The organism is Pseudomonas sp. (assembly GCF_036387035.1).
Lineage (GTDB): Bacteria > Pseudomonadota > Gammaproteobacteria > Pseudomonadales > Pseudomonadaceae > Aquipseudomonas.
This window is the reverse complement of the sequence record NZ_DASVUM010000099.1, coordinates 1-19,639: the sequence shown is the minus strand read 5'-3', so window position 1 is coordinate 19,639 and position 19,639 is coordinate 1. Positions and strand designations below refer to the sequence as shown.

Genomic DNA, 19,639 nt, shown 5'->3' with positions numbered 1-19,639 from the left:
CGAATACGGTCATCGATCCGGCGTCTTCATGCCCCTGCTCATGGCTGTGGGCAATGTCATGGTCCAGCACACTGTTCGACATTATTGCGCCTCCGCCAGTTGATTGAGTCGTGCCTGTTCGGTCCGCGCCACTTCTTGCGCGGAGACGAAATAGTCGGTGTCTTCGTCCATGCTTCGCACGATCAGCGTCACCACCGTGGCGATCAGGGTGATGATCGCCAGCCACCAGATGTGCCACACCAGGGCAAAACTGCAGACGAAGGCGAACCCGCTCATCACCAAGCCTGCTGCCGTGTTGCGTGGCATGTGAATCTGCCGGTAATCGGTGTGGTTCAAGGTGCTCACACCACGCTCCTTCATGCCCCAGTACGCGTCCAGATCATCGACCTTGGGCTGCTCGGCGAAGTTATAAAACGGCGCCGGCGAAGCGGTTGCCCACTCCAGCGTGCGCCCGTCCCACGGGTCGCCGGTCTTGTCGGCGTAGGCGCGGCGATTGCGGGTACTGATGAACAGCTGCAGCGCCTGAGTGGCGACGCCGCAGAGGATCACGGTAACGCCGACCAGCTCGACCATCAGCCAAGGCCGCCATTCGGGGTTATCAAAGTGATTCAAGCGGCGGGTCATGCCCATGAAACCGAGGATGTAGGAGGGCATGAACGCCAGGTAGAAGCCCACCAGCCAGCACCAGAAGGCAATGCGCCCGAGCTTGTCGTTGAGCCTGAAGCCGAACATTTTCGGGAACCAGTAGGTCAGGCCGGCCATGTAGCCGAACACCGCGCCGCCGATGATGACGTTATGGAAATGCGCGATCAGGAACAGGCTGTTATGCAGCATGAAGTCGGCGCCGGGGACCGCCAGCAACACGCCGGTCATGCCGCCGATACTGAAGGTCACGATGAACCCCAGCGTCCATAGCATCGGCGTTTCAAAGCGGATGCGACCTTTGTACATGGTGAACAGCCACGTGAAGATTTTCACCCCGGTAGGCACGGCGATGATCATCGTCATGATGCCGAAGAAGGCGTTGACGTTGCCCCCCGCGCCCATGGTGAAGAAGTGGTGCAGCCACACGATGAAGGACAGAACCGTGATCACGATGGTCGCCCACACCAGCGACACGTAGCCGAACAGCCGTTTGCGACTGAACGTGGCGGCGATTTCCGAGAAGATCCCGAACGCCGGCAGGATCAGGATGTACACCTCCGGATGCCCCCACGCCCAGATCAGGTTCACGTACATCATGGGGTTGCCGCCGGCTTCGTTGGTGAAGAAATGCATCCCCAGGTAGCGGTCGACCGTCAGCATGAACAACGTCGCGGTCAGAATAGGGAAGGCGGCAAGGATCAGCACGGACGTACACAGCGAGGTCCAGGTGAAGATCGGCATCTTGAACAGGGTCATGCCCTGGGTGCGCATCTTGAGGATGGTGACGAAGAAGTTCACCCCCGTCAGCAACGTCCCTATCCCTGATATCTGCAGCGACCAGATGTAGTAATCGACTCCCACCCCCGGGCTGTACCCCAGCTCCGATAACGGTGGATAGGCCACCCAGCCGGTGCGCGCAAACTCGCCGACCCCCAGGGACACGTTGACCAGCAGCGCGCCCACCACGAACAGCCAGAAGCTCAACGCATTGAGGAACGGAAACGCCACGTCACGAGCGCCGATCTGCAACGGCACAATGACGTTCATCAAGCCGACGACAAAGGGCATCGCCATGAAGAAAATCATGATGACGCCGTGGGCGGTGAAGATCTGATCGTAATGTTCCGGCGGCAGGTAACCCGGGCTGCCATCGGAGGCCAGCGCCTGCTGGGTGCGCATCATGATGGCGTCGGAGAATCCGCGCAGGAGCATGACCAGCGCAACGATGATGTACATGCAGCCGATTTTCTTGTGGTCAACCGAGGTGAACCACTCTCGCCAGAGATAGCCCCAGCTGCCTTTGAGGGTGATCCATGCGACGCCGCCACCGCCAATCAACATGACGATCGCCAGCGTATACATCACGATGGGCTCGCCGGTAGGAATCGCTTCCCAGGTCAATTTCCCGAACATCTCAACGCTCCTTTGTCATCGTGTCTTGAGTGGCCATGGCGTCGGTCTGAACACCGCGCGGCTCGGCCCGGGCTTCGCCCTTGGCGGGTGGTTTGCCTTTGTTCATGCCCTCGTATTTGTCGACGATGGACATGAACAGCGCCTGATCCACGTTGGCGAAGTACTCGATGCGGTGGCCGATGGTGGGCTTGGCCAGTTCCGCGTAGCGCGGGCGGTCAAGGGTCTGCCCTGAGGCTTTGACTTTGGCGACCCAGGCGTCGAAGTCGGCCGGGGTGGTCGACAACGTGCTGAAATGCATGTCGGAAAAACCCTCGCCGTTATAGTTGGCGGCGATACCGCGGAACTCCCCGGTTTCGTTGGCAATCAGGTGAAGTTTGGTCTGCATGCCGGCCATGGCGTAGATCTGCCCACCCAGCGCCGGGATGAAAAACGACGTCATCGCGGCGTCCGACGTAATGGTGAAACTGACCGGTGTGTGCACGGGCAGGGCCAGCTCGTTGACCGTCGCGATGCCCAGGTCCGGGTAAATGAACAGCCATTTCCAGTCCGTGGCGACGACCTGCACGTTGACCGGCGGGACATCGGAGTCGAGCGGTCGGTACGGGTCAAGCGCGTGGGTAGTGATCCAGGTCACGATGCCCAGAATGATGACAATCACCAGCGGTACGCCCCAGACCACGGCTTCGATTTTGTGCGAGCTCGCCCAGCGCGGCTTGTAGTCGGCCGTCTTGTTCGTCGCCCGGTAGCGATAGGCGAACAGGAACATCATGACGATGACCGGGATGACCACCAGCAACATCAGCGCCGTGGCGAGAATGATCAGGTTGCGCTCGTCGATGGCGACCTGGCCTTTCGGGTTGAATACGATCAAATTGCAGCCGGACAACAAAAGTGCCGGTAACCCGATGAACAAACAGCGCCTGATGGTTCCCATGCGCTCAACTCCTTGCGGTTGACCCTGGCGATGCGCCGTCCGGCGCACCCTCTTGAATGCGTTTTTTAATCCCGGCGCAACGCGCCCGTTTTCCGTTAAGTGTCACGGCGAAATCGGATCGCTTGCCGGGAAGCTTTCTGCCACCGCCTCGTCAAGTTGCGGCTCGCTGACGCTGCGCTTTTGGCCCTGAGCCGCCTCTTCGCAATGGCACGATTGATCAGGGCAGGGCGCACCCGCCGGGTGTCCGTCGGCGCAGGCCAGGCTGCAGTAACCCTGGTTGTCACGTTCGAAACGGTTCTCCGGTGCCACGTCGCATGTGCAATCGGGACACGCGCATTGGCTGGCACTAAATTGACCGGAACTAAATTGGCCGGAGCTAACAGGCGAGACCATATTCATCCCCTATGTAGTCATACAACTGAGTAAAGAGGTGCTGACGCGAGGTGACAGCGATTAATCGGTTGGAATGAGCGTTGACAGGATGGTTTAGCGTCGCCCGGGAACGGGTGACGAACGGCACAACTAACGAAGCGGCCAAGGCGTCAGGTCTTAGTTGAGTTTCGCCGTTCGCGCCCGTTGCTTGAATCATTTTACGGTGCTTGACTCAGTGCAGTAAGTTTCAAAGTAATTCCACTGGCGCAAGGAGTACTTTCATGTTTAAGCGCGGCAATGTTTATAACAACTGGGCGCAACAGGCACTGCCCGACGAGTGCTACAGCGAAGCGGCGGAGAACGGCTGTCAGCTGGAAGTACGGTCCCGGGAAAACGGCGATGTTGTAGAGGTCCTGGTGTGCGTTTACGCGGCGGACGGGGAGCGGGTCGTCGAGCGAATGGAGTCGCTGCCGGTCGCGGAGTGGACGGTGGAGGACGCTCTGCAACGGGGGCGCGACCAGGCTGAGCGTATCGCCGGCGGCGAATCCGGGCGCCTTCCCTGTGCCGATTCAGGTCAGCTCAAGGCTGATTAGCGAGGGCGCAGCGGGGAGGGCAGCAGGGACCTGTTTCAAAAGGTCCCGCTGCACTTTGTCGCGAAGCTGCTTCTCAACGAGTTGGATTTACCCTGCGTAATGGCGCACTAACATCAACTAGGCGTCCGGCTTTGCTTCGCATTAACTAACCTTTCGAGTGTGCTTCAACGATTCGATCAGCAAGGGCTCTGCAGTGGGCAGGCCCCGTCGCGGATCGTGTTTGTCAGCAATGACCTATCCGTCTGAATACATTCGCCGAGGTTCAGCGCGTTAGTTGTCGTAATCGATGCACTGCCTATCAAACCGTTCATCCCGAAATAATAAATTCTTGATGAACAATCCGGATTTTTTCAGGGTCACTTTTTTACGCGCTCGATAGCGCCTGTGTTGAAGCGTCTACTTGATACCGGGTACCGCCACTGTTATGTACGCGGCACGAAGCCGCCCTTGAAAGCTTAAGGCCCCAACGATGGAGACTTCTCATGCGGTTATCCCCTGAACGCATGCGCCCCGACGGGAGCGCGTGTCTACCTTCAAAACGTGCAGCATCGGTGATGCTGATGTGCGCAGCACTTCAGGGCTGCGCCAGCGACGCCACCCATTCCAACGTGCCGAATCCCGGCCAGCCGACCAGTGCGACGTTAAGCGCGCTAGACGCTGGCGCTGCCGCGCTGCAATCGCGCCCGCCCATTGACGCGCTTAATGCGTACCTGGACGGGTTTCATTTCTACAACGGTCATCCCGATGTACAGATGGAAGCGCACCACTACTGCTCGGTGCTCAGCGAGTCGTTCATTCAATGCGTGATCTACGACGGCAATGTCGCGGACGCCAAATTGATGGGCGTCGAGTACATCATCAGTCCGGAACTCTTTGCGCAGTTACCGGCCGGTGAGAAGCGTCTGTGGCACAGCCATGCCCATGAGGTGAAGTCGGGGCAACTGGTTGCGCCGGGCATTCCCGCCACGGCCGAACACGCCTTGATGGTCAAGCTGGCGAACACCTACGGCAAGACCTGGCACACCTGGCACACCGACCAGGACAAGCAGCTGCCCCTGGGCGTGCCGCAGTTGATGATGGGGTTCACTGCCGACGGTCAGGCAGACCCGGCGATGGTCGAACAACGCAACCGCCGCATGGGCATCGACACGGCCCAAAAACGTGCCGAGCGCGCAGACATCAGCGTCCAGCCGGTGCTCAAGGGCGCCGACGCCTGGCGACAGGGCGATGCGGTGCAGTTGCGCGACCCCACCGGGCGTGAACACATCATGCAACCCCGTACACCCACGCCGTCGGCTACCAACAGCCGCTCCGCTTCATCCCAGGCCGATCCCTGATCCGCAGCGACCCCCAGACCGGTGAGTCAGTCGTCCACCCATGGAAACCACACTACGAAGTTGACCTTGTACGAGATTAAGATCATGCAACATACCCAACACTACCGGATTGAGTACCTCTTCCATGGCAAACCACGTTGGTTCTACGTGTGTGCCAAGCAAATGGACAACGCGGAGGCGTGGCACTGGGCTTCCGTCGACGCCGGCGTAGCGGACATCCCCAAATACCGGTGTGACAGGACGATCAAGCTGTCAAAACCCAAGGCCGAACGGCTCGGCATCGATGCCGTGACCTGGAAGCCCGCCTAGCCCCCCTTTCGCATTTCGGCCTGTTTCGCAACAGGCCATTCCCGGCTAATGCCGGTCCCACGAACGCGCACTCTCTGTGGGACCGGCTTCAGCCGGGAAGGCGTCAGTGGTCACGCCGCAAAATCCAGGTTGCCCACCCAGGCCATTCCCGGCTAAAGCCGATCCCACGAACGCGTACTCTCTGTAGGACCGGCTTTAGCCGGGAAGGCGTCAGTGGTCACGCCGCAAAATCCAGGTCGCCCACCCAGGCCATTCCCGGCTAAAGCCGGTCCCACGAGCGCGTACTCTCTGTAGGACCGGCTTCAGCCGGGAAGGCGTCAGTGGTCACGCCGCAAAATCCAGGTCGCCCACCCAGGCCATTCCCGGCTAAAGCCGGTCCCGCAAATGGCGATAACTGGCCATTCACGGCTAAAGCCAGCCCCACGAATGCCTACACTTTGCAGGATCGGCTTTCGCCCGCGGGATTTGGTTCAGCTGACCAGCGTCGTGGCTTCGTCCTCGTGCAAGTGGCATTCCCAGCGCCAGGCATCGGCCAGCATGCGTTCCAGCGAACGTCGCGCGCTCCAGCCCAGTTCGCTCATTGCCTTCTCAGGGTTTGCCCAGCAGCGGGCGATGTCCCCGGCGCGGCGCCCTTCAAACACCAGCGGCACCCGGACCCCGGATACTTTTTCAAACGCGCGCACCACCTCCAGCACCGAATAGCCCAGCCCCGTCCCCAGGTTCCAGATCTGCACACCGTGCTGATGACGCAGCGCGTCCAGTGCCTTGACGTGACCTTCAGCCAGGTCGACGACGTGAATGTAGTCACGCACCCCGGTGCCGTCCGGCGTGTCGTAGTCACGGCCAAACACGCTGAGCGCCGCGCGCTGCCCGCTGGCCACTTGAAGCAGGTAAGGCAGCAGATTGTTCGGCGTGCTGGTGGGTGCTTCGCCCAGCAGGCCTGAGCTGTGCGCGCCGATCGGATTGAAATAACGCAACAGACCCACCGACCAGGACGGGTTCGAGCACACCATGCTGTTCATGACGTTCTCGGCCATCAGCTTGGATTGGCCGTAGGGATTGGTGGGCTGCCCGGTGGCGCACGACTCATCGATCGGCATGGTCGCGCAGTCGCCGTACACCGTCGCCGATGAACTGAACAGCAGCGTGAACACCCCGGCATGGGCCATGGCCTGACACAGCGTCACGGTGCCGCCTACATTAGTGTCGTAATAGCGCAGGGGCTCGCGCACGCTTTCGCCCACGGCTTTCAGGCCAGCACAATGAATGACGGCCTCGATGGGATACTCAGCGAACACCGTGTCCAGCAACCCCCGATTGCGCACATCGCCCTGGATAAACCCCGGACGCCGGCCGGTCAGGGCGGCGATACGATCCAGTGTCGAGCGGTAGCTGTTACAGAGGTTATCCAGAATCAACACGTCATCGCCCTGGTTCATCAGCTCCAGCGCCACGTGCGCCCCGATGTAGCCTGCACCGCCTGTTATCAGAATCATGTGTAACCCCCGAACACGCCGGCACCCTGTGGCCGGACCTCCCTTGATGGGCTTGCCGGACCGAAATCCGCCGACGCAAACCTGTGTCTGTCAGAGTTATGGGCGTGGAGAAGTCGCGGAGTTCAAACGCGTTGTACCACCGGTACATGCTGTTCATCGGTAATCGTCGGGGCGGGATGAACGGCCGCTGCGATGACGACTTCCAAGTTCTGTGGGTAGCGCACTCAATTGCTGACTGACGCGCGCCCTTAGCCGTGAAAGCCAAGGATGTGATGGCTCATCACCAGACCCCTTCAGAAGGAAGACACCATGAATCTTGCCGAGCAGCCTGACTCGCTAACCGCCGTCACCATCGACAGCCCGCTCCAGCCGCGCCAGCAAATCCGTCCGACCCTGTTGTGCCTTTCGCACCTGCGCTGGGGCTTTGTCTACCAACGTCCGCAGCATGTGATGTCGCGGCTGGCGCGGGACTACGACGTGATCTTTTTTGAGGAACCGGTCTTCGCAGACGGCGCAACGCCCCATCTGGATCATTCGCAACCGGCGCCGGGCATCGAGGTTGTCGTACCGCGCCTGGCCCACGGCCTGGACGAAAAACAGGTGGCTGATGCGCAACGCGCCTTGATCGACGAGTTGCTGCAGGCACGTGGCAGCGAGCAGCTGTTGTTGTGGTACCTCACGCCGATGAGCCTGGCGTTCACTGACCACTTGAAAGGCGCGGTGACGATCTTCGACTGTATGGATGAGCTCTCGGCATTCCGGGGTGCGCCGCCGCGTCTGGTGGACATGGAGCGCCAGCTGATGGCACGCGCCGACGTTGTGTTCACCGGTGGCTACAGCTTGTGGGAGGCCAAGCAGCGGCAGCATGACAACGCGCACCCGGTGCCGAGTAGCGTCGACATCGCGCATTTCGCCGCCGCGCGGCAAGGTCTGGCCGAACCCGCCGACCAGGGCGCCATCGCCCAGCCACGGCTCGGTTTCTTTGGTGTGATCGACGAGCGTTTCGACATTGACCTGGTGGAGAAACTCGCCGCCCAGCGTCCGAACTGGCAACTGGTGCTCATCGGCCCGGTGGTCAAGATCGATCCGGCAACGCTGCCGCGTCTGCCGAACATCCATTACCTGGGTGGCAAGCGTTATGAAGAGCTGCCGGCGTACCTGGCTGGCTGGGACGTCGCCTTGATGCCGTTTGCGATCAACGAATCCACGCGGTTCATCAGCCCGACCAAAACGCCCGAGTACCTGGCCGGGGGCTGCCCGGTGGTCTCAACGCCTATCCACGACGTCATTCGCGGCTACGGGCAAAGCGGCGCCGTGACGATTGCCGACACCGCCGATGCGTTTGTCGCCGCCATCGAGGCCGCGTTGGGCCAGAAGGGCACAGCCGAGTTTCTACGCAGCGCCGACGCCGCCCTTGACGGCATGTCTTGGGACAAAACCAGCCGTTTCATGAAGGAGCAGATCGAATGCCTCAGGTAACCATTGAACAGGCGATCAGCGCCTCCTCGCGTGCCGCCCGGGGCGGCTATGACTACCTCATCGTCGGCGCCGGTTTCGCCGGCAGCGTGATCGCCGAACGCCTCGCTGCAGGCTTGGGCAAGAAGGTCCTACTGATCGACCGTCGCGAGCACATCGGCGGCAACGCGTATGACCATCTGGACGAGGCCGGCGTGATGGTGCACCGGTACGGGCCGCACATTTTCCACACCAATGCCCAACGCATCGTTGATTACCTCTCGCAGTTCACCGAGTGGCGGCCCTATGAGCACCGTGTGCTGGCGAGGGTGGACGAGCACCTGGTGCCGATTCCGATCAACCTGACCACGCTCAACACGCTCTATGGGCTATCGATGACGTCCGAAGAGGCCGAGGTGTTCCTGGCCGAGCGAGCCGAGCCGGTGTCGACCATCCGCACGTCTGAAGATGTGGTCATCAATCAGATCGGCCGGGAACTGTACGAGAAGTTTTTCCGCGGTTACACGCGCAAGCAGTGGGGCCTGGACCCAAGCGATCTGGACAAGTCCGTGACCTCTCGCATCCCCACGCGCACCAGCGAAGACGACCGCTACTTCACCGACACTTTCCAGATGATGCCGCGGGACGGCTATACGCATATGTTCGAGCGGATGCTTGATCACCCGAACATCGACGTCCTGCTGAACACCGATTTCGAGCAAGTGCGTGAATCGATCGCTCACCGTCACCTGATTTACTGCGGGCCGATCGATGAATACTACGATTTTCGCTTCGGCCATTTGCCTTACCGCTCGCTGCGCTTCCAGCACGAGACGGTGCAGCAGGCCCAGTATCAGCCGGTGGCGGTCGTCAACTTCCCCGACCAGAGCGTGCCGTACACGCGCATCACTGAATACAAGCACCTCACTGGCCAGACCCATGCGCTGACCAGCATCAGTTACGAGTTCCCTTGCGACGACGGCGACCCGTATTACCCGGTGCCGCGCCCGGAGAACGCCGAGCTGTACAAGCGTTACAAGGCGCTGGCCGACGAGACGGCGAATGTCACCTTCCTCGGGCGGCTGGGCACCTACAAGTACTACAACATGGACCAGGTCGTCGGTCAGGCGCTGGCGTTGTATCAACGTATCGAGGAGGGCCATGTGCTCGCGCCCGAGGCCGCCGGAGCTGCAGCATCATGACGGTGCCGCAGCGCCGCTGGGACGGCAGCCATGGGTCTGTAGATAATCACGCCGTGTTCAAGAGCTTCCTGATGGCCGGCTACGAGTGTTCCAGTCAGCGGCGCCGGGACGGCGCGCGTCTGGACCTGCTGGCTTCGACCGGACACGCGAAATGGGTCGACGCCGATTACGCGCAGCTTGGCGGCCTTGGCATCCGCTGCGCGCGGGATGGCCTGCGCTGGCACCTGATCGAAAGCCGCCCGGGTCACTACGACTGGAGCAGTTTTCTGCCCATGCTGCGCGCGGCCCGGCAGCATGGCATCCAGGTGATCTGGGACCTGTGCCACTACGGCTACCCCGACGATGTAGACATCTGGCGTCCGGCGTTCGTGGAGCGTTTTGCCCGCTTCGCCGGCGCGGTCGCCAGGCTGATGCGCGAAGAGGGCGAGGAGGTGCCGTTCTACGCGCCCATCAACGAGATCTCGTTCTGGAGCTGGGCCGGGGGCGATGTCGGCTACTTCAATCCCGGGGCTCACGGGCGCGGGCTCGAACTCAAGCATCAGTTGGTGAGGGCGAGCATTGCCGCCATTGAAGCGGTCCGCGAGGTCAGCCCGGCGGCGCGGTTCGTCCAGTGTGATCCGTTGATCAATGTGGTGTCCGGTTCCCGGAGGGCCGAGGAACAGGAAGCCGCCGAACGTTACCGAATGGCCCAGTTCGAAGCCTGGGATATGCTGGCCGGGCGGCAGTGGCCGGGGCTGGGCGGGCAGGAAGCCTACCTGGACATCATCGGCGCCAACTTCTACCCGCATAACCAGTGGGTACTCGGTGGCGCCACGATTCCCCGCGGCAGCGCGGAATACCGTCCGCTGGCCGGCATGCTCAAGGAGCTGCATCAGCGCTACCAGCGGCCAATTCTACTGTCCGAGACAGGCTGCGAAGACGAGGACCGCGTGCCCTGGTTCAACTACGCCGTCGATCAAGTGATGCTGGCGCTGGACCGAGGTGTGCCCATGGAAGGCGTCTGCTGGTATCCGTTCCTGGACTACCCCGGCTGGGACGATGGCCGCTATTGCCCGACCGGGTTGTTCGGCTATCCCGACGGTGAAGGCAAACGCGCCGCTTTTCACCCGTTGCACCTTAAAGTGCAAGCGCTGCACCAGCGTCTGCAGGCGCGGGCGCATCACGCCTCAAGCCGGGAGACGGCCGGAGTGGTGCATGAAAAATGACCGTTGGCGCGAGCGTCCGCTGCCACTGACGCCCATCGCGTTTCTGTGGCGTTACGTGCGGGTTCGCCCGTGGCATTTCTTCGTCATGCTGCTGCTGGTGATTGGCGCCGCAGGGTGCGCGGTGGCGGTGCAATACGGCATGAAGCTGCTGGTGGACGCCATGGCCGCCGGCCGGGAAAACGTCAGCCATGTCTGGCGACCGTTCGCGCTGTTCCTGGCCCTGATCGTCAGCGAGAACGTGTTCTGGCGCCTCGGCGGGTGGCTGGGGTGCCGTACCGTGGTCGGCAGTTGCGCGGACCTGCGCATCGACCTGTTCACCCACCTGACCGGTCACCCGATGCGCTACTTCACCGAGCACTTCGCCGGGGCGCTGGCCAATAGGGTGTCCTCCGCCGGCGCGGCGGCGGGTTCCATTTACGGCGGGCTGGCCTGGAAGATCATCCCCCCTTGCGTGGATTTTGTCGGTGCGGTGGTGGTTTTGTGCACCGTAAAGTTGTCCATGGCTTTCGCGCTGATCGTGTGCGTGCTGATGGTCGCTGGGCTGATCACCGTGATCGGCATCCGCGGGCGCACACGGCACATCGATTTCGCGTCGCAGTCGGCGCGGGTGGGCGGCGAAATCGTCGACCTGGTGTCGAACGTCTGGACCATCAAGGCGTTCTCCGGGCGCGAGCGTGAACGCGCTCGGCTCGAGCGTGAAATCGGTGTGGAGGCGAGAGCGCAGCGGCGTAGCTGGATCTACCTGGAAAAAGCCCGGGTGCTGCATGACATTTGCCTGTCCGTCATGGCGGGCGGCATGCTCGGTTGGGCCATCTTGCTGTGGCTGGATGCTCGGATTACCCCGGGTGACGTGGTCATGGTCAGCGCGCTGACGTTCCGCATCCTGCACGGCTCGCGGGATCTGGCCCTGGCGCTGGTGGACACTTCCCAGCAGATGGGCGTGATCGCCGAAACCCTGAACATCGTCGCCCAGCCCCATGCCCTCAGTGATTCGCGCGAAGAACTGGCCCCGCCCCTTGGGCACATTCAGCTGGTTGACGTGGGCTATAGCTACCCTGGCGGCGTGCAGGTGTTCAAGCACTTGCGCGTGGACATCCCTGCCGGGCAAAGCGTCGGTATCGTCGGCGCGTCCGGCTCGGGTAAATCCACATTGATCAGCCTGCTGCAGCGGCTGGATGACGTGACCAGCGGCGCCATCCTGATTGACGGGCGCGATATCCGTTCGGTGAGTCAGGACAGCCTGCGACGGCAGATCGCCGTGGTGCCCCAGGAGCCGGCGCTGTTCAATCGCACCATTCTGGAAAACATCGGCTACGGCTCGCCCCACGCCAGTGAGGAGCAGATCGTGGGTGCCGCGCACCAAGCGTATTGCGACGAGTTCATCCGCGCACTGCCCCTGGGCTATCGAACCCAAGTGGGCGAGCGCGGCGTCATGCTGTCGGGCGGCCAGCGCCAGCGCCTCGGGCTGGCACGTGCATTTCTGAAGGACGCGCCGATTTTGATCCTCGACGAAGCGACTTCGGCGCTGGACTCCGACTCCGAAGCCATCATCCAGCGCGCCCTGGCCGATCTCATGCGTGGACGTACGGTGCTGGCGGTGGCGCACCGGTTGTCGACCATTTCCGGTTTCGACCGGGTGCTGGTGCTTGAGTCAGGCCGGCTGATTCAGGACGGCCCGCCGCAGATGCTGCGTGAGGCGCCGGGTCAGTTCCGCACCCTGTGGCAGCTTCAGAGCATGGGCGCGCACACCTGAACGAGGCCGGGCCGTTGGTGCCCATGCCTTTCATCCGCCCAATGTCACGGCGTCGCAACCCGTCGACCCGGGCGGGTTCCAGATAAACGTCACCCGAGGATTTTCAACGTCTCTAAAAAAGGAGTCTCAACGATGTCTGCCGAATCCGTCCTGGACTATCTACGCGACCATTCCTTGATGCTGGCCACCGCCGAATCCTGCACCGCCGGCGCAATCATGGCGTTGCTGGCGAAGGTGCCCGGCAGCGGCTCGCTGATCGAATGCGGCTACGTGGTGTATTCACCCGAGGCCAAGCAACGCCTGCTTGGCGTCAGCCCCGATACCATCGAGCGCTACAACCTCACCAGCGTCGAAGTGGCCGAGGAGATGGCCGCCGGTGCGTTGCGCGACAGTCCGGCCACCGTTGCGGTCGCCACCACCGGCGTGTGCGGGCCTGACGACATGGACGGCATCCCCGCAGGGACGGTCTGCTTTGCGTGGGGCTTCATCGATCAGGAACAGTTGCGCATCTTCACCCATCAGCACCTGTTCTCCGGTGACCGGGAGTCGGTGCAAGATCAGGCGGCCGTGTATGCGTTGGAACAGGTCCCGGTGTTCCATCGGCAACTGGTGGGGACGCGGCACTGACGACGACCATTCATCGCCCGGTAAACGGCTGCGGACGACCTTAGCCCGCGCCGCCGAGTCATCCCTTAAGGACCCTCACTCGGAAGAATGCGATGCGAACGCCCCCTTTTTTACTGTTGTTAGCCATCCCTGCAGCACTCTTGCTGTTATCCGGTTGTGCCGCCCGCGGCCTGACCGACAGCGAGCGCAACCAACTCGCCGGCAAGACGTTCGTTGTCACCGGTGCGTCGAGTGGCATCGGCCGCGGGGTGGCGCTGCAGCTGGGTCGCAGCGGGGCCAACGTGGTGCTGGCGGCGCGCCGCACCAAGGCGCTTGAAAGCCTGGCCCGAGAAATTGTCGTGGCCGGCGGCACACCGTTGGTGGTCACCACCGACATCTCCCGCACGGAAGACATGCAGCACTTGCTGCACGCCACGCTTGAGCGTTTCGGTCGCATCGACGGCTGGATCAACAACGCTGCGGTCATGGCCACGGGCCGCTTTGAAGACATCCCCCTTGAAGACCACCAGCGCCTGCTCGACATCAACCTCAAGGGCACGCTGACGGGCAGCTACCTGGCGATCAAGCAGTTTCGAACGCAGGGCGCCGGCGTACTGATCAACGTCGCGTCTATCGACAGCGAAGTGCCGCACACCTATCAGTCGTCCTACTCAGCGTCGAAAGCCGGTGTGCTCATGCTGGGCCGCGTGCTGAATCAGGAACTGCGCCTGACCAAGGAGCGCGGCATCCGGGTGGTGACGGTGATGCCGTGGGCCATCGATACGCCAATCTGGGACCACGCCGCCAACTACACCGGCCATCAACCGCAACTGCCGACACTCGACGGACCGGAAAAACCAGTCAACACCATCGTTCGCGCGCTCCTTCATCCGCAGCAGGAAATTACGGTGGGCTACAAGGCCAAGCTGGCGTACTGGAGCCATCGCCTTGCCCCGGACGTCAGCGACGCGATCTCCCGGCATGCGGTGCAGGCAGCCGAGGTGGACATGAACCCCGCAGCGCCCGCGAGCGCCGGGAACCTCCATGTGCCCATGGAAGAAGGGCAGGGAGTCTCAGGCGGCGTCCGCGAGCGGATGCAGCGGCAAGGTGAGCAACACGACGCAACTCAATAATCAATGCGCAGACAGAGGGCAAGACCATGACCACTGACAGCAAGATCCGTGAACGCGCCTACGAGCTCTGGGAGCTCGACGGTCGCCGGGACGGAGCCGAGCACGACCACTGGCGCCAGGCCCGCGAGCAGCTTGAGTCCGAGGAGCGCCAGCCGGCGGCCGCCGACACGCTGGACTCAGTCAGCGGCAGCGTCCAGAGCGGCATACCGGACATGCCGGCCCGGCAAGGGCCCAATGCCGATCCGCAAACGTAATCGGCACGGCGTGGCGCGCCGTGCAGTGCAATCGGGTTGAATTTTTCCGGGCCGCGTCGATCTTTCGATGGGGAGCGACGCTTGTGTCGTCCCCTCGAACCGCGATTCGGAATTTCCCCTGGCGATCTCGCAGCACTGTCGGAGCACACCATGAATCCACCCCAGAAAAAGCCGGGCAGGGCGCTCAAGCGCGTTGTCACCGGTCCCATGTTGTTGCTGTTTATCCTCGGCGACGTCCTCGGCGCGGGCGTCTATGCCCTGGCCGGCACCATTGCCGGTGAAGTGGGCGGCGCGATTTGGGTGCCTTTGCTCATCGCCCTCTGCTTCGCGATGCTGACCGCCGGTTCCTACGCCGAACTCGTCACCAAATACCCCCATGCCGGTGCGTCCGCCGTGTTCGCCGGCAAAGCGTTCCGCTCGCCGTTGATCTCGTTTCTGGTGGGGTTTTGTATGTTGGCTGCCGGCGTCACCAGCGCCGCGGGGCTTTCGCTGGCGTTCGCCGGCGACTACATGGCGCCGTTCATCGACCTGCCGGCCCATGTGGTGGCTCTGATCTTTCTTGTCGTCATCGCGCTGCTCAACGCGCGCGGCATCAAGGAGTCGCTGTCTGCCAACCTGGTGATGACGTTGATCGAAGTGTCGGGGCTGTTGTTGGTGATCGTGTCGGCCATCTGGTTCTTTCGCTCCGGTGATGCGGACCTGTCACGCGCCGTGCAATTCAAGGAAGGCATCAACCCCGCGTACGCGGTGCTGGGCGCTGCGTTGCTGGCGTTCTACTCGTTCGTGGGCTTTGAGACGTCAGCCAACATGGCCGAGGAGGTGCGCAATGTGCGCACCGTCTACCCCCGGGCTTTGTTCGGGGCGCTGTTGATCGCCGGGGCGATCTACATGGGCGTCGGCGTCGCTGCCGCCGCCGTGATGCCCATCGAGCAACTGGTCAACTCCTCGGCACCGCTTCTGGAAGTGGTCAAGGCGTCGCACCTGGGCATTCCTCCGCGCTTGTTCGCCTTCATTGCCCTGGTCGCCGTGGCCAATGGCGCGTTGCTGACCATGATCATGTCGAGCCGTCTGGCATACGGCATGTCCTGTCAGGGGCTGCTGCCCCACGCGTTGTCGAAAGTGCTGCCGGAACGTCGCACGCCGTGGGTTGCCATCGTCGCGACCTCTGTGGTGGCGATTGTGCTAACGCTGACGGGCTCGCTGGCGACGTTGGCGGAAACCGTGGTCCTGCTGCTGTTGTTCGTGTTCCTCAGCACCAACCTGGCGGTGCTGGTGTTGCGCCGTGACGTCGTCGATGCCGACCACTTCCGCGTGCCGACCTGGGTGCCCGTGCTGGCCATCCTGTCGTGCCTGATCCTGCTCACCCAGCAGAGCGCGGAAACCTGGCTGCGGGCCGGGGCGCTGATGCTGGTCGGGGTGGGGCTGTATTTCCTGGCACGGATAGGCGGGACGCAGCCGGCGTTCAATACCCACCTGGCGGACGCCGACGCCGAGTAGTCCCTCCCCACATGAGATCGGCGGTGCAACGCCGCCGATTTCTGCCGACAACTGAAGCGCCTTCCACCGCCTCACGTCTCGTAGATGGACCTCTCCATCACGCGCAAGAAGTTGCGCACTCCGTCGTGACCCATTGCCCGCTTGCCGCCCGCCAAGCCACGTTGTGCTTGGCGCGCAGCGGAGTGCGCGAAAACTGGCGCAGGGGCGCGCAACTTCCTGCGCACATTGGGGCGGGTTTATCCCGACGCGTCGCCCCGCACCCGCTGCAAATCCCTGCAACGCCTTGCTCCAGAGGGGCCGTGCCAGCGCTGGCACGGCCTTTGATACCTCGGTCGATCACGCTTTCGCATCGACCTCTGCCGCAGCAGCGCATAAGGAACACGGGATGTTCGCACCGGCCAATCTTGCTCAATTCAGCCTCACCCTCAACGGGCAGGACACTCTGTTTCAAGTGCTGTCTTTCACCGGCCAGGAGCGCCTCAACCAACCGTTCGAGTTCGAACTGGAGCTGGTCAGCGAACAGCCTGCGCTGGACCTTGAAAGCCTGCTGCACGGCCAGACCTTTTTGCAGTTGGCCGACGACGGCACCGGGGTTCACGGGCTGGCGTACAGCATCTCCCAGGGCGATGCCGGTAAACGCCTGACCCGTTACCGGATTTCCCTGCGGCCACAGCTGGCTTACCTGGCGCACCGGATCAATCAGCGGATTTTCCAGCAGATGACGGTCCGCCAGATCATTGAGCAGGTGCTCGAAGAGCACGGCATCCTTGCCAACGATTACCGATTCCAGCTCGGCGCTGCTTACCCCGAGCGCGTGTACTGCGTTCAATACGACGAGTCCGACCTGCATTTCATCCAGCGCCTGTGCGAAGAGGAGGGGATCCACTTTCATTTCCAGCACAGCGCTACCGGGCACCTGTTGGTGTTCGGCGACGACCAGACCGTCTTCCCCAAGCTGGCGCCGGTGCTCTATCAGCAGGACACCGGGCTGGTTGCCGACACTCAGGTCATCAAGCGTTTCGGCCTGCGCCTGAACACCCGCACCAGCCGCACCACGCGCCGTGACTACGACTTCAGCAAACCCGGGTTCCAGCTGGAAGGCACCGCCAGCACTGCGGCCATGCCGGACCTGGAGGATTACGATTACCCGGGCCGCTTCCTTGATCGCGAGCGCGGCCGGCATCTGGCCAATCGCGCCCTTGAGCGCCATCGCAGCGACTACCGGCTGGCCGAAGGCAGCAGCGATCAGCCTCGCTTGGTCAGCGGCCATTTCCTGGCGCTCACCGGCCACGCCAACCCTGTGTGGAACGACCTCTGGCTGCTGACCGAGGTTTTCCACGAGGGCAAGCAGCCGCAGGTGCTTGAAGAAGCCATCCCCAGCGACGTGACGGACCTCAAAGGCGATTTCCATCAGGGCTATCGCAACCGCTTCAGCGCCACACCGTGGGACGCTCATTTCCGGCCGCCGCTGGAGCACCCGAAGCCCAAGGTTCTAGGGTCACAAAGCGCCGTGGTCACCGGACCTGAAGGCGAAGAGATCTACTGCGATCAGCATGGCCGGGTGAAGGTGCAGTTTTTCTGGGACCGTGAAGGCCAGCACAACGACAAGACCAGCTGCTGGATGCGCGTGGCGTCGAACTGGGCCAGCCAGAGCTTCGGTGCCATCAACCTGCCGCGCGTTGGCATGGAGGTGCTGATCACCTTCCTCGAAGGCGATCCCGACCAGCCGCTCATCACCGGTTGCCTGTATCACGGCGCGCATCTGCCGCCCTACAAACTGCCGGATTTCAAAACCCTGGCGACCCTCAAAAGCAAGGAATACAAAGGTGGTCGCGCCAACGAACTGCGCATCGATGACACCACCGGTGAAATCAGCGTTGCCCTGCGCAGCGATCACGGCGCCAGCGCCATCAACCTCGGCTACCTGACCCATCCACGGCCCGCCGGTGGCCAGGCCCGTGGCGAAGGCTTCGAGTTGCGCACCGACCGCCACGGTGCCGTGCGCGCCGCGGCCGGTCTGCTGATCACCACCGAGCCGCGACCCAATGAGTCGAAGCACCACAAGGACCTGCCTGAAACCGCTGAACGGCTGGCAACAGCGGCCGATCAGCAGGACGGCTTTGCCATTCAGGCCAAGGCGCTGCAAGCCCAGGAACCTGGCGACCAGGATGACGTTGCCAAGGCCCTGCACGCGCAGCATCAGGGTGTGCTCGGCAGTGGCCCGGCCAACCAAAGCGCCAACGAATTTCCCGAATTCACGGAACCGCATCTGGTGCTCGCCAGCCCGGCAGGCATCGCACTGACGACGCCGGGCTCAAGCCACATCGCCACCGGCGAGCACCTGGGATTGAGCAGCACGGGGCACACCAGCCTTTCCGTCGGCAAGCGGCTGCTGGCCAGCGCCAGTCAAGGCATGCGCCTGTTCGTGCAGAGCCTCGGTTGGCGTCTGGTCGCGGCGTCCGGTGACATCGATGTCCGTGCGCTGAAGGACAGCATCAACTTGCTGGCCAAGCTCAACATCACCGCCAACGCCGAACGCATCACCCTGACCGCGAAAACCGAATTGGTGATTCAGGGCGGCGGCAGCGCCACCACTTACAACGCGGCCGGCATCACCCACGTCACGACCGGCCCCTACACCGCCCATGCCGCCCAGTTTGCTTACACGTCGGCGAAAAACCTGGCAGGTGTCTTTCCAGAGGCGCCGAAACCGGGCGAGGGCGACCTTGAGCTGTTCAATCAGTATGCGGGGCAGCAAGGCATCAAGGGGGGCACGTTCGAGGTCATCGATGCCTTGGGCAAGCGGCTCGAAGGCTCGCTTGACGCCAAGGGCTTCGCGGCGGTTCCTGGTGCTGCGCCAGGGCCTGGAAGGGTCGCATTCGGCAAAGACCCGGCGGACACCTGGGCAAACAGCAGTTACATCGGCGAACCCGAATGGCCACTCAGGCCGCCGAGCGCGGGCGATGTTCCCGCGCCGTTGCAGGCGGTCATGACGGACGCCCTGCCTAGCAAGAACTGGGATGTTGCCGAGGTCGTCACCTCTGCCGTGCAGGCGGGATTGCCCGGCTTGCCGGCGCTGGCGAGTGCATTCTTGCCCGTTGCCTCTGGCCTTCTCGGCCGCGTGATCAAAAGGGGAACACTTCCGAGCCTGCCGACGCCGGCAGTGCCGGAGGACTTGCTTGAAGTTCCGGGCCCATTGGGCGGCGGGATGCTGTCATGAGTGCGGGAAAGGCGGTTGTAAAACGCGAACCCCAAGTGGCGATCGTTCCGCTTGATCTCATTCAGCTTGAGGATGTCGGGGCAGGGGCGGCCAGTTTTGACGCCTGGCTGCAGGACATCAGCGGCGGCGTCGTGTCGCTTGAGCGGATCAAGAGCGCTGCGGGTTTCTTGCCCGTGGTGGGTAACATCATGGCGCTGGTCGATGCGCTGAATGAC

17 protein-coding genes are annotated in these 19,639 nt (G+C 62.6%); 13 read left to right on the top strand and 4 right to left on the bottom strand.

The genetic code is table 11. The annotated features are described in order from the left end of the window. Positions 1-81: 81 nt before the first annotated feature. The 3 genes from cyoB to VF672_RS09455 form a co-directional block, all read right to left on the bottom strand. Positions 82-2,058, bottom strand: coding sequence for a cytochrome o ubiquinol oxidase subunit I (gene cyoB / locus VF672_RS09465; protein ID WP_331103999.1), 1,977 nt, complete (start codon positions 2,056-2,058; stop codon positions 82-84). A 1-nt stretch (position 2,059) separates the two neighbouring features. Continuing rightward, entirely contained in the window at positions 2,060-2,992 is a 933-nt protein-coding gene (gene cyoA / locus VF672_RS09460) for a ubiquinol oxidase subunit II (RefSeq protein WP_331103997.1), read from the bottom strand. Positions 2,993-3,094: 102 nt separating this feature from the next. After that, complete coding sequence (locus VF672_RS09455; protein WP_331104004.1) at positions 3,095-3,385, bottom strand: metallothionein; 291 nt, start codon at positions 3,383-3,385, stop codon at positions 3,095-3,097. 260 nt (positions 3,386-3,645) lie between these two features. On the opposite strand from VF672_RS09455, the gene VF672_RS09450 reads away from it, so the two are divergent. From VF672_RS09450 to VF672_RS09440, 3 genes are all read left to right on the top strand, one after another. Then, positions 3,646-3,957 (top strand): hypothetical protein, encoded by a 312-nt coding sequence (locus VF672_RS09450; RefSeq protein WP_331103995.1) that lies wholly within the window; start codon positions 3,646-3,648, stop codon positions 3,955-3,957. A 554-nt stretch (positions 3,958-4,511) separates the two neighbouring features. After that, entirely contained in the window at positions 4,512-5,294 is a 783-nt protein-coding gene (locus VF672_RS09445) for an OBAP family protein (protein WP_331104002.1), read from the top strand. An 84-nt stretch (positions 5,295-5,378) separates the two neighbouring features. Continuing rightward, complete coding sequence (locus tag VF672_RS09440) at positions 5,379-5,603, top strand: DUF6555 family protein (RefSeq protein ID WP_331103993.1); 225 nt, start codon at positions 5,379-5,381, stop codon at positions 5,601-5,603. Positions 5,604-6,073: 470 nt separating this feature from the next. On the opposite strand, the gene galE is transcribed toward VF672_RS09440, so the two are convergent. Continuing rightward, positions 6,074-7,099 (bottom strand): UDP-glucose 4-epimerase GalE, encoded by a 1,026-nt coding sequence (galE, locus tag VF672_RS09435; RefSeq protein WP_331103991.1) that lies wholly within the window; start codon positions 7,097-7,099, stop codon positions 6,074-6,076. A gap of 309 nt (positions 7,100-7,408) precedes the next feature. Here galE and VF672_RS09430 point away from each other — a divergent pair, with 309 nt between their 5' ends. The 10 genes from VF672_RS09430 to VF672_RS09385 all read left to right on the top strand — a co-directional run. Next, a complete protein-coding gene (locus VF672_RS09430; RefSeq protein WP_331103989.1) occupies positions 7,409-8,578 on the top strand; it encodes a glycosyltransferase family 1 protein in 1,170 nt (389 codons plus the stop codon). Further along, positions 8,566-9,756, top strand: a complete 1,191-nt coding sequence (gene glf / locus VF672_RS09425) for a UDP-galactopyranose mutase (RefSeq protein ID WP_331103987.1) — start codon at positions 8,566-8,568, stop codon at positions 9,754-9,756. The genes VF672_RS09430 and glf overlap by 13 nt, the downstream gene beginning before the upstream one ends. Then, positions 9,753-10,961, top strand: coding sequence for a family 1 glycosylhydrolase (locus VF672_RS09420; protein WP_331103985.1), 1,209 nt, complete (start codon positions 9,753-9,755; stop codon positions 10,959-10,961). Before glf ends, VF672_RS09420 begins: the two co-directional genes overlap by 4 nt. Next, positions 10,951-12,714: an ABC transporter ATP-binding protein gene (locus VF672_RS09415; protein ID WP_331103983.1), complete on the top strand. Its 1,764-nt coding sequence runs from the start codon at positions 10,951-10,953 to the stop codon at positions 12,712-12,714. The genes VF672_RS09420 and VF672_RS09415 overlap by 11 nt, the downstream gene beginning before the upstream one ends. A 132-nt stretch (positions 12,715-12,846) precedes the next feature. Next, the gene (locus VF672_RS09410) at positions 12,847-13,341 is read left to right on the top strand and encodes a CinA family protein (RefSeq protein WP_331103981.1); all 495 of its coding nucleotides are present in this window, start codon (positions 12,847-12,849) and stop codon (positions 13,339-13,341) included. 92 nt (positions 13,342-13,433) lie between these two features. Beyond that, complete coding sequence (locus tag VF672_RS09405) at positions 13,434-14,453, top strand: SDR family NAD(P)-dependent oxidoreductase (RefSeq protein WP_331103979.1); 1,020 nt, start codon at positions 13,434-13,436, stop codon at positions 14,451-14,453. A 26-nt stretch (positions 14,454-14,479) separates the two neighbouring features. After that, positions 14,480-14,707 carry a DUF2934 domain-containing protein gene (locus VF672_RS09400; RefSeq protein WP_331103977.1) on the top strand — a complete coding sequence of 76 codons (228 nt, stop codon included), beginning with the start codon at positions 14,480-14,482 and terminating at the stop codon, positions 14,705-14,707. A gap of 150 nt (positions 14,708-14,857) precedes the next feature. Beyond that, positions 14,858-16,204, top strand: coding sequence for an APC family permease (locus VF672_RS09395; RefSeq protein ID WP_331103975.1), 1,347 nt, complete (start codon positions 14,858-14,860; stop codon positions 16,202-16,204). A 385-nt stretch (positions 16,205-16,589) separates the two neighbouring features. Next, a complete protein-coding gene (locus VF672_RS09390) occupies positions 16,590-19,424 on the top strand; it encodes a type VI secretion system tip protein VgrG (protein ID WP_331103973.1) in 2,835 nt (944 codons plus the stop codon). Then, the coding region (locus VF672_RS09385) for a hypothetical protein (protein ID WP_331103971.1) at positions 19,421-19,639 on the top strand (219 nt) is incomplete at its 3' end. The genes VF672_RS09390 and VF672_RS09385, both read left to right, overlap by 4 nt.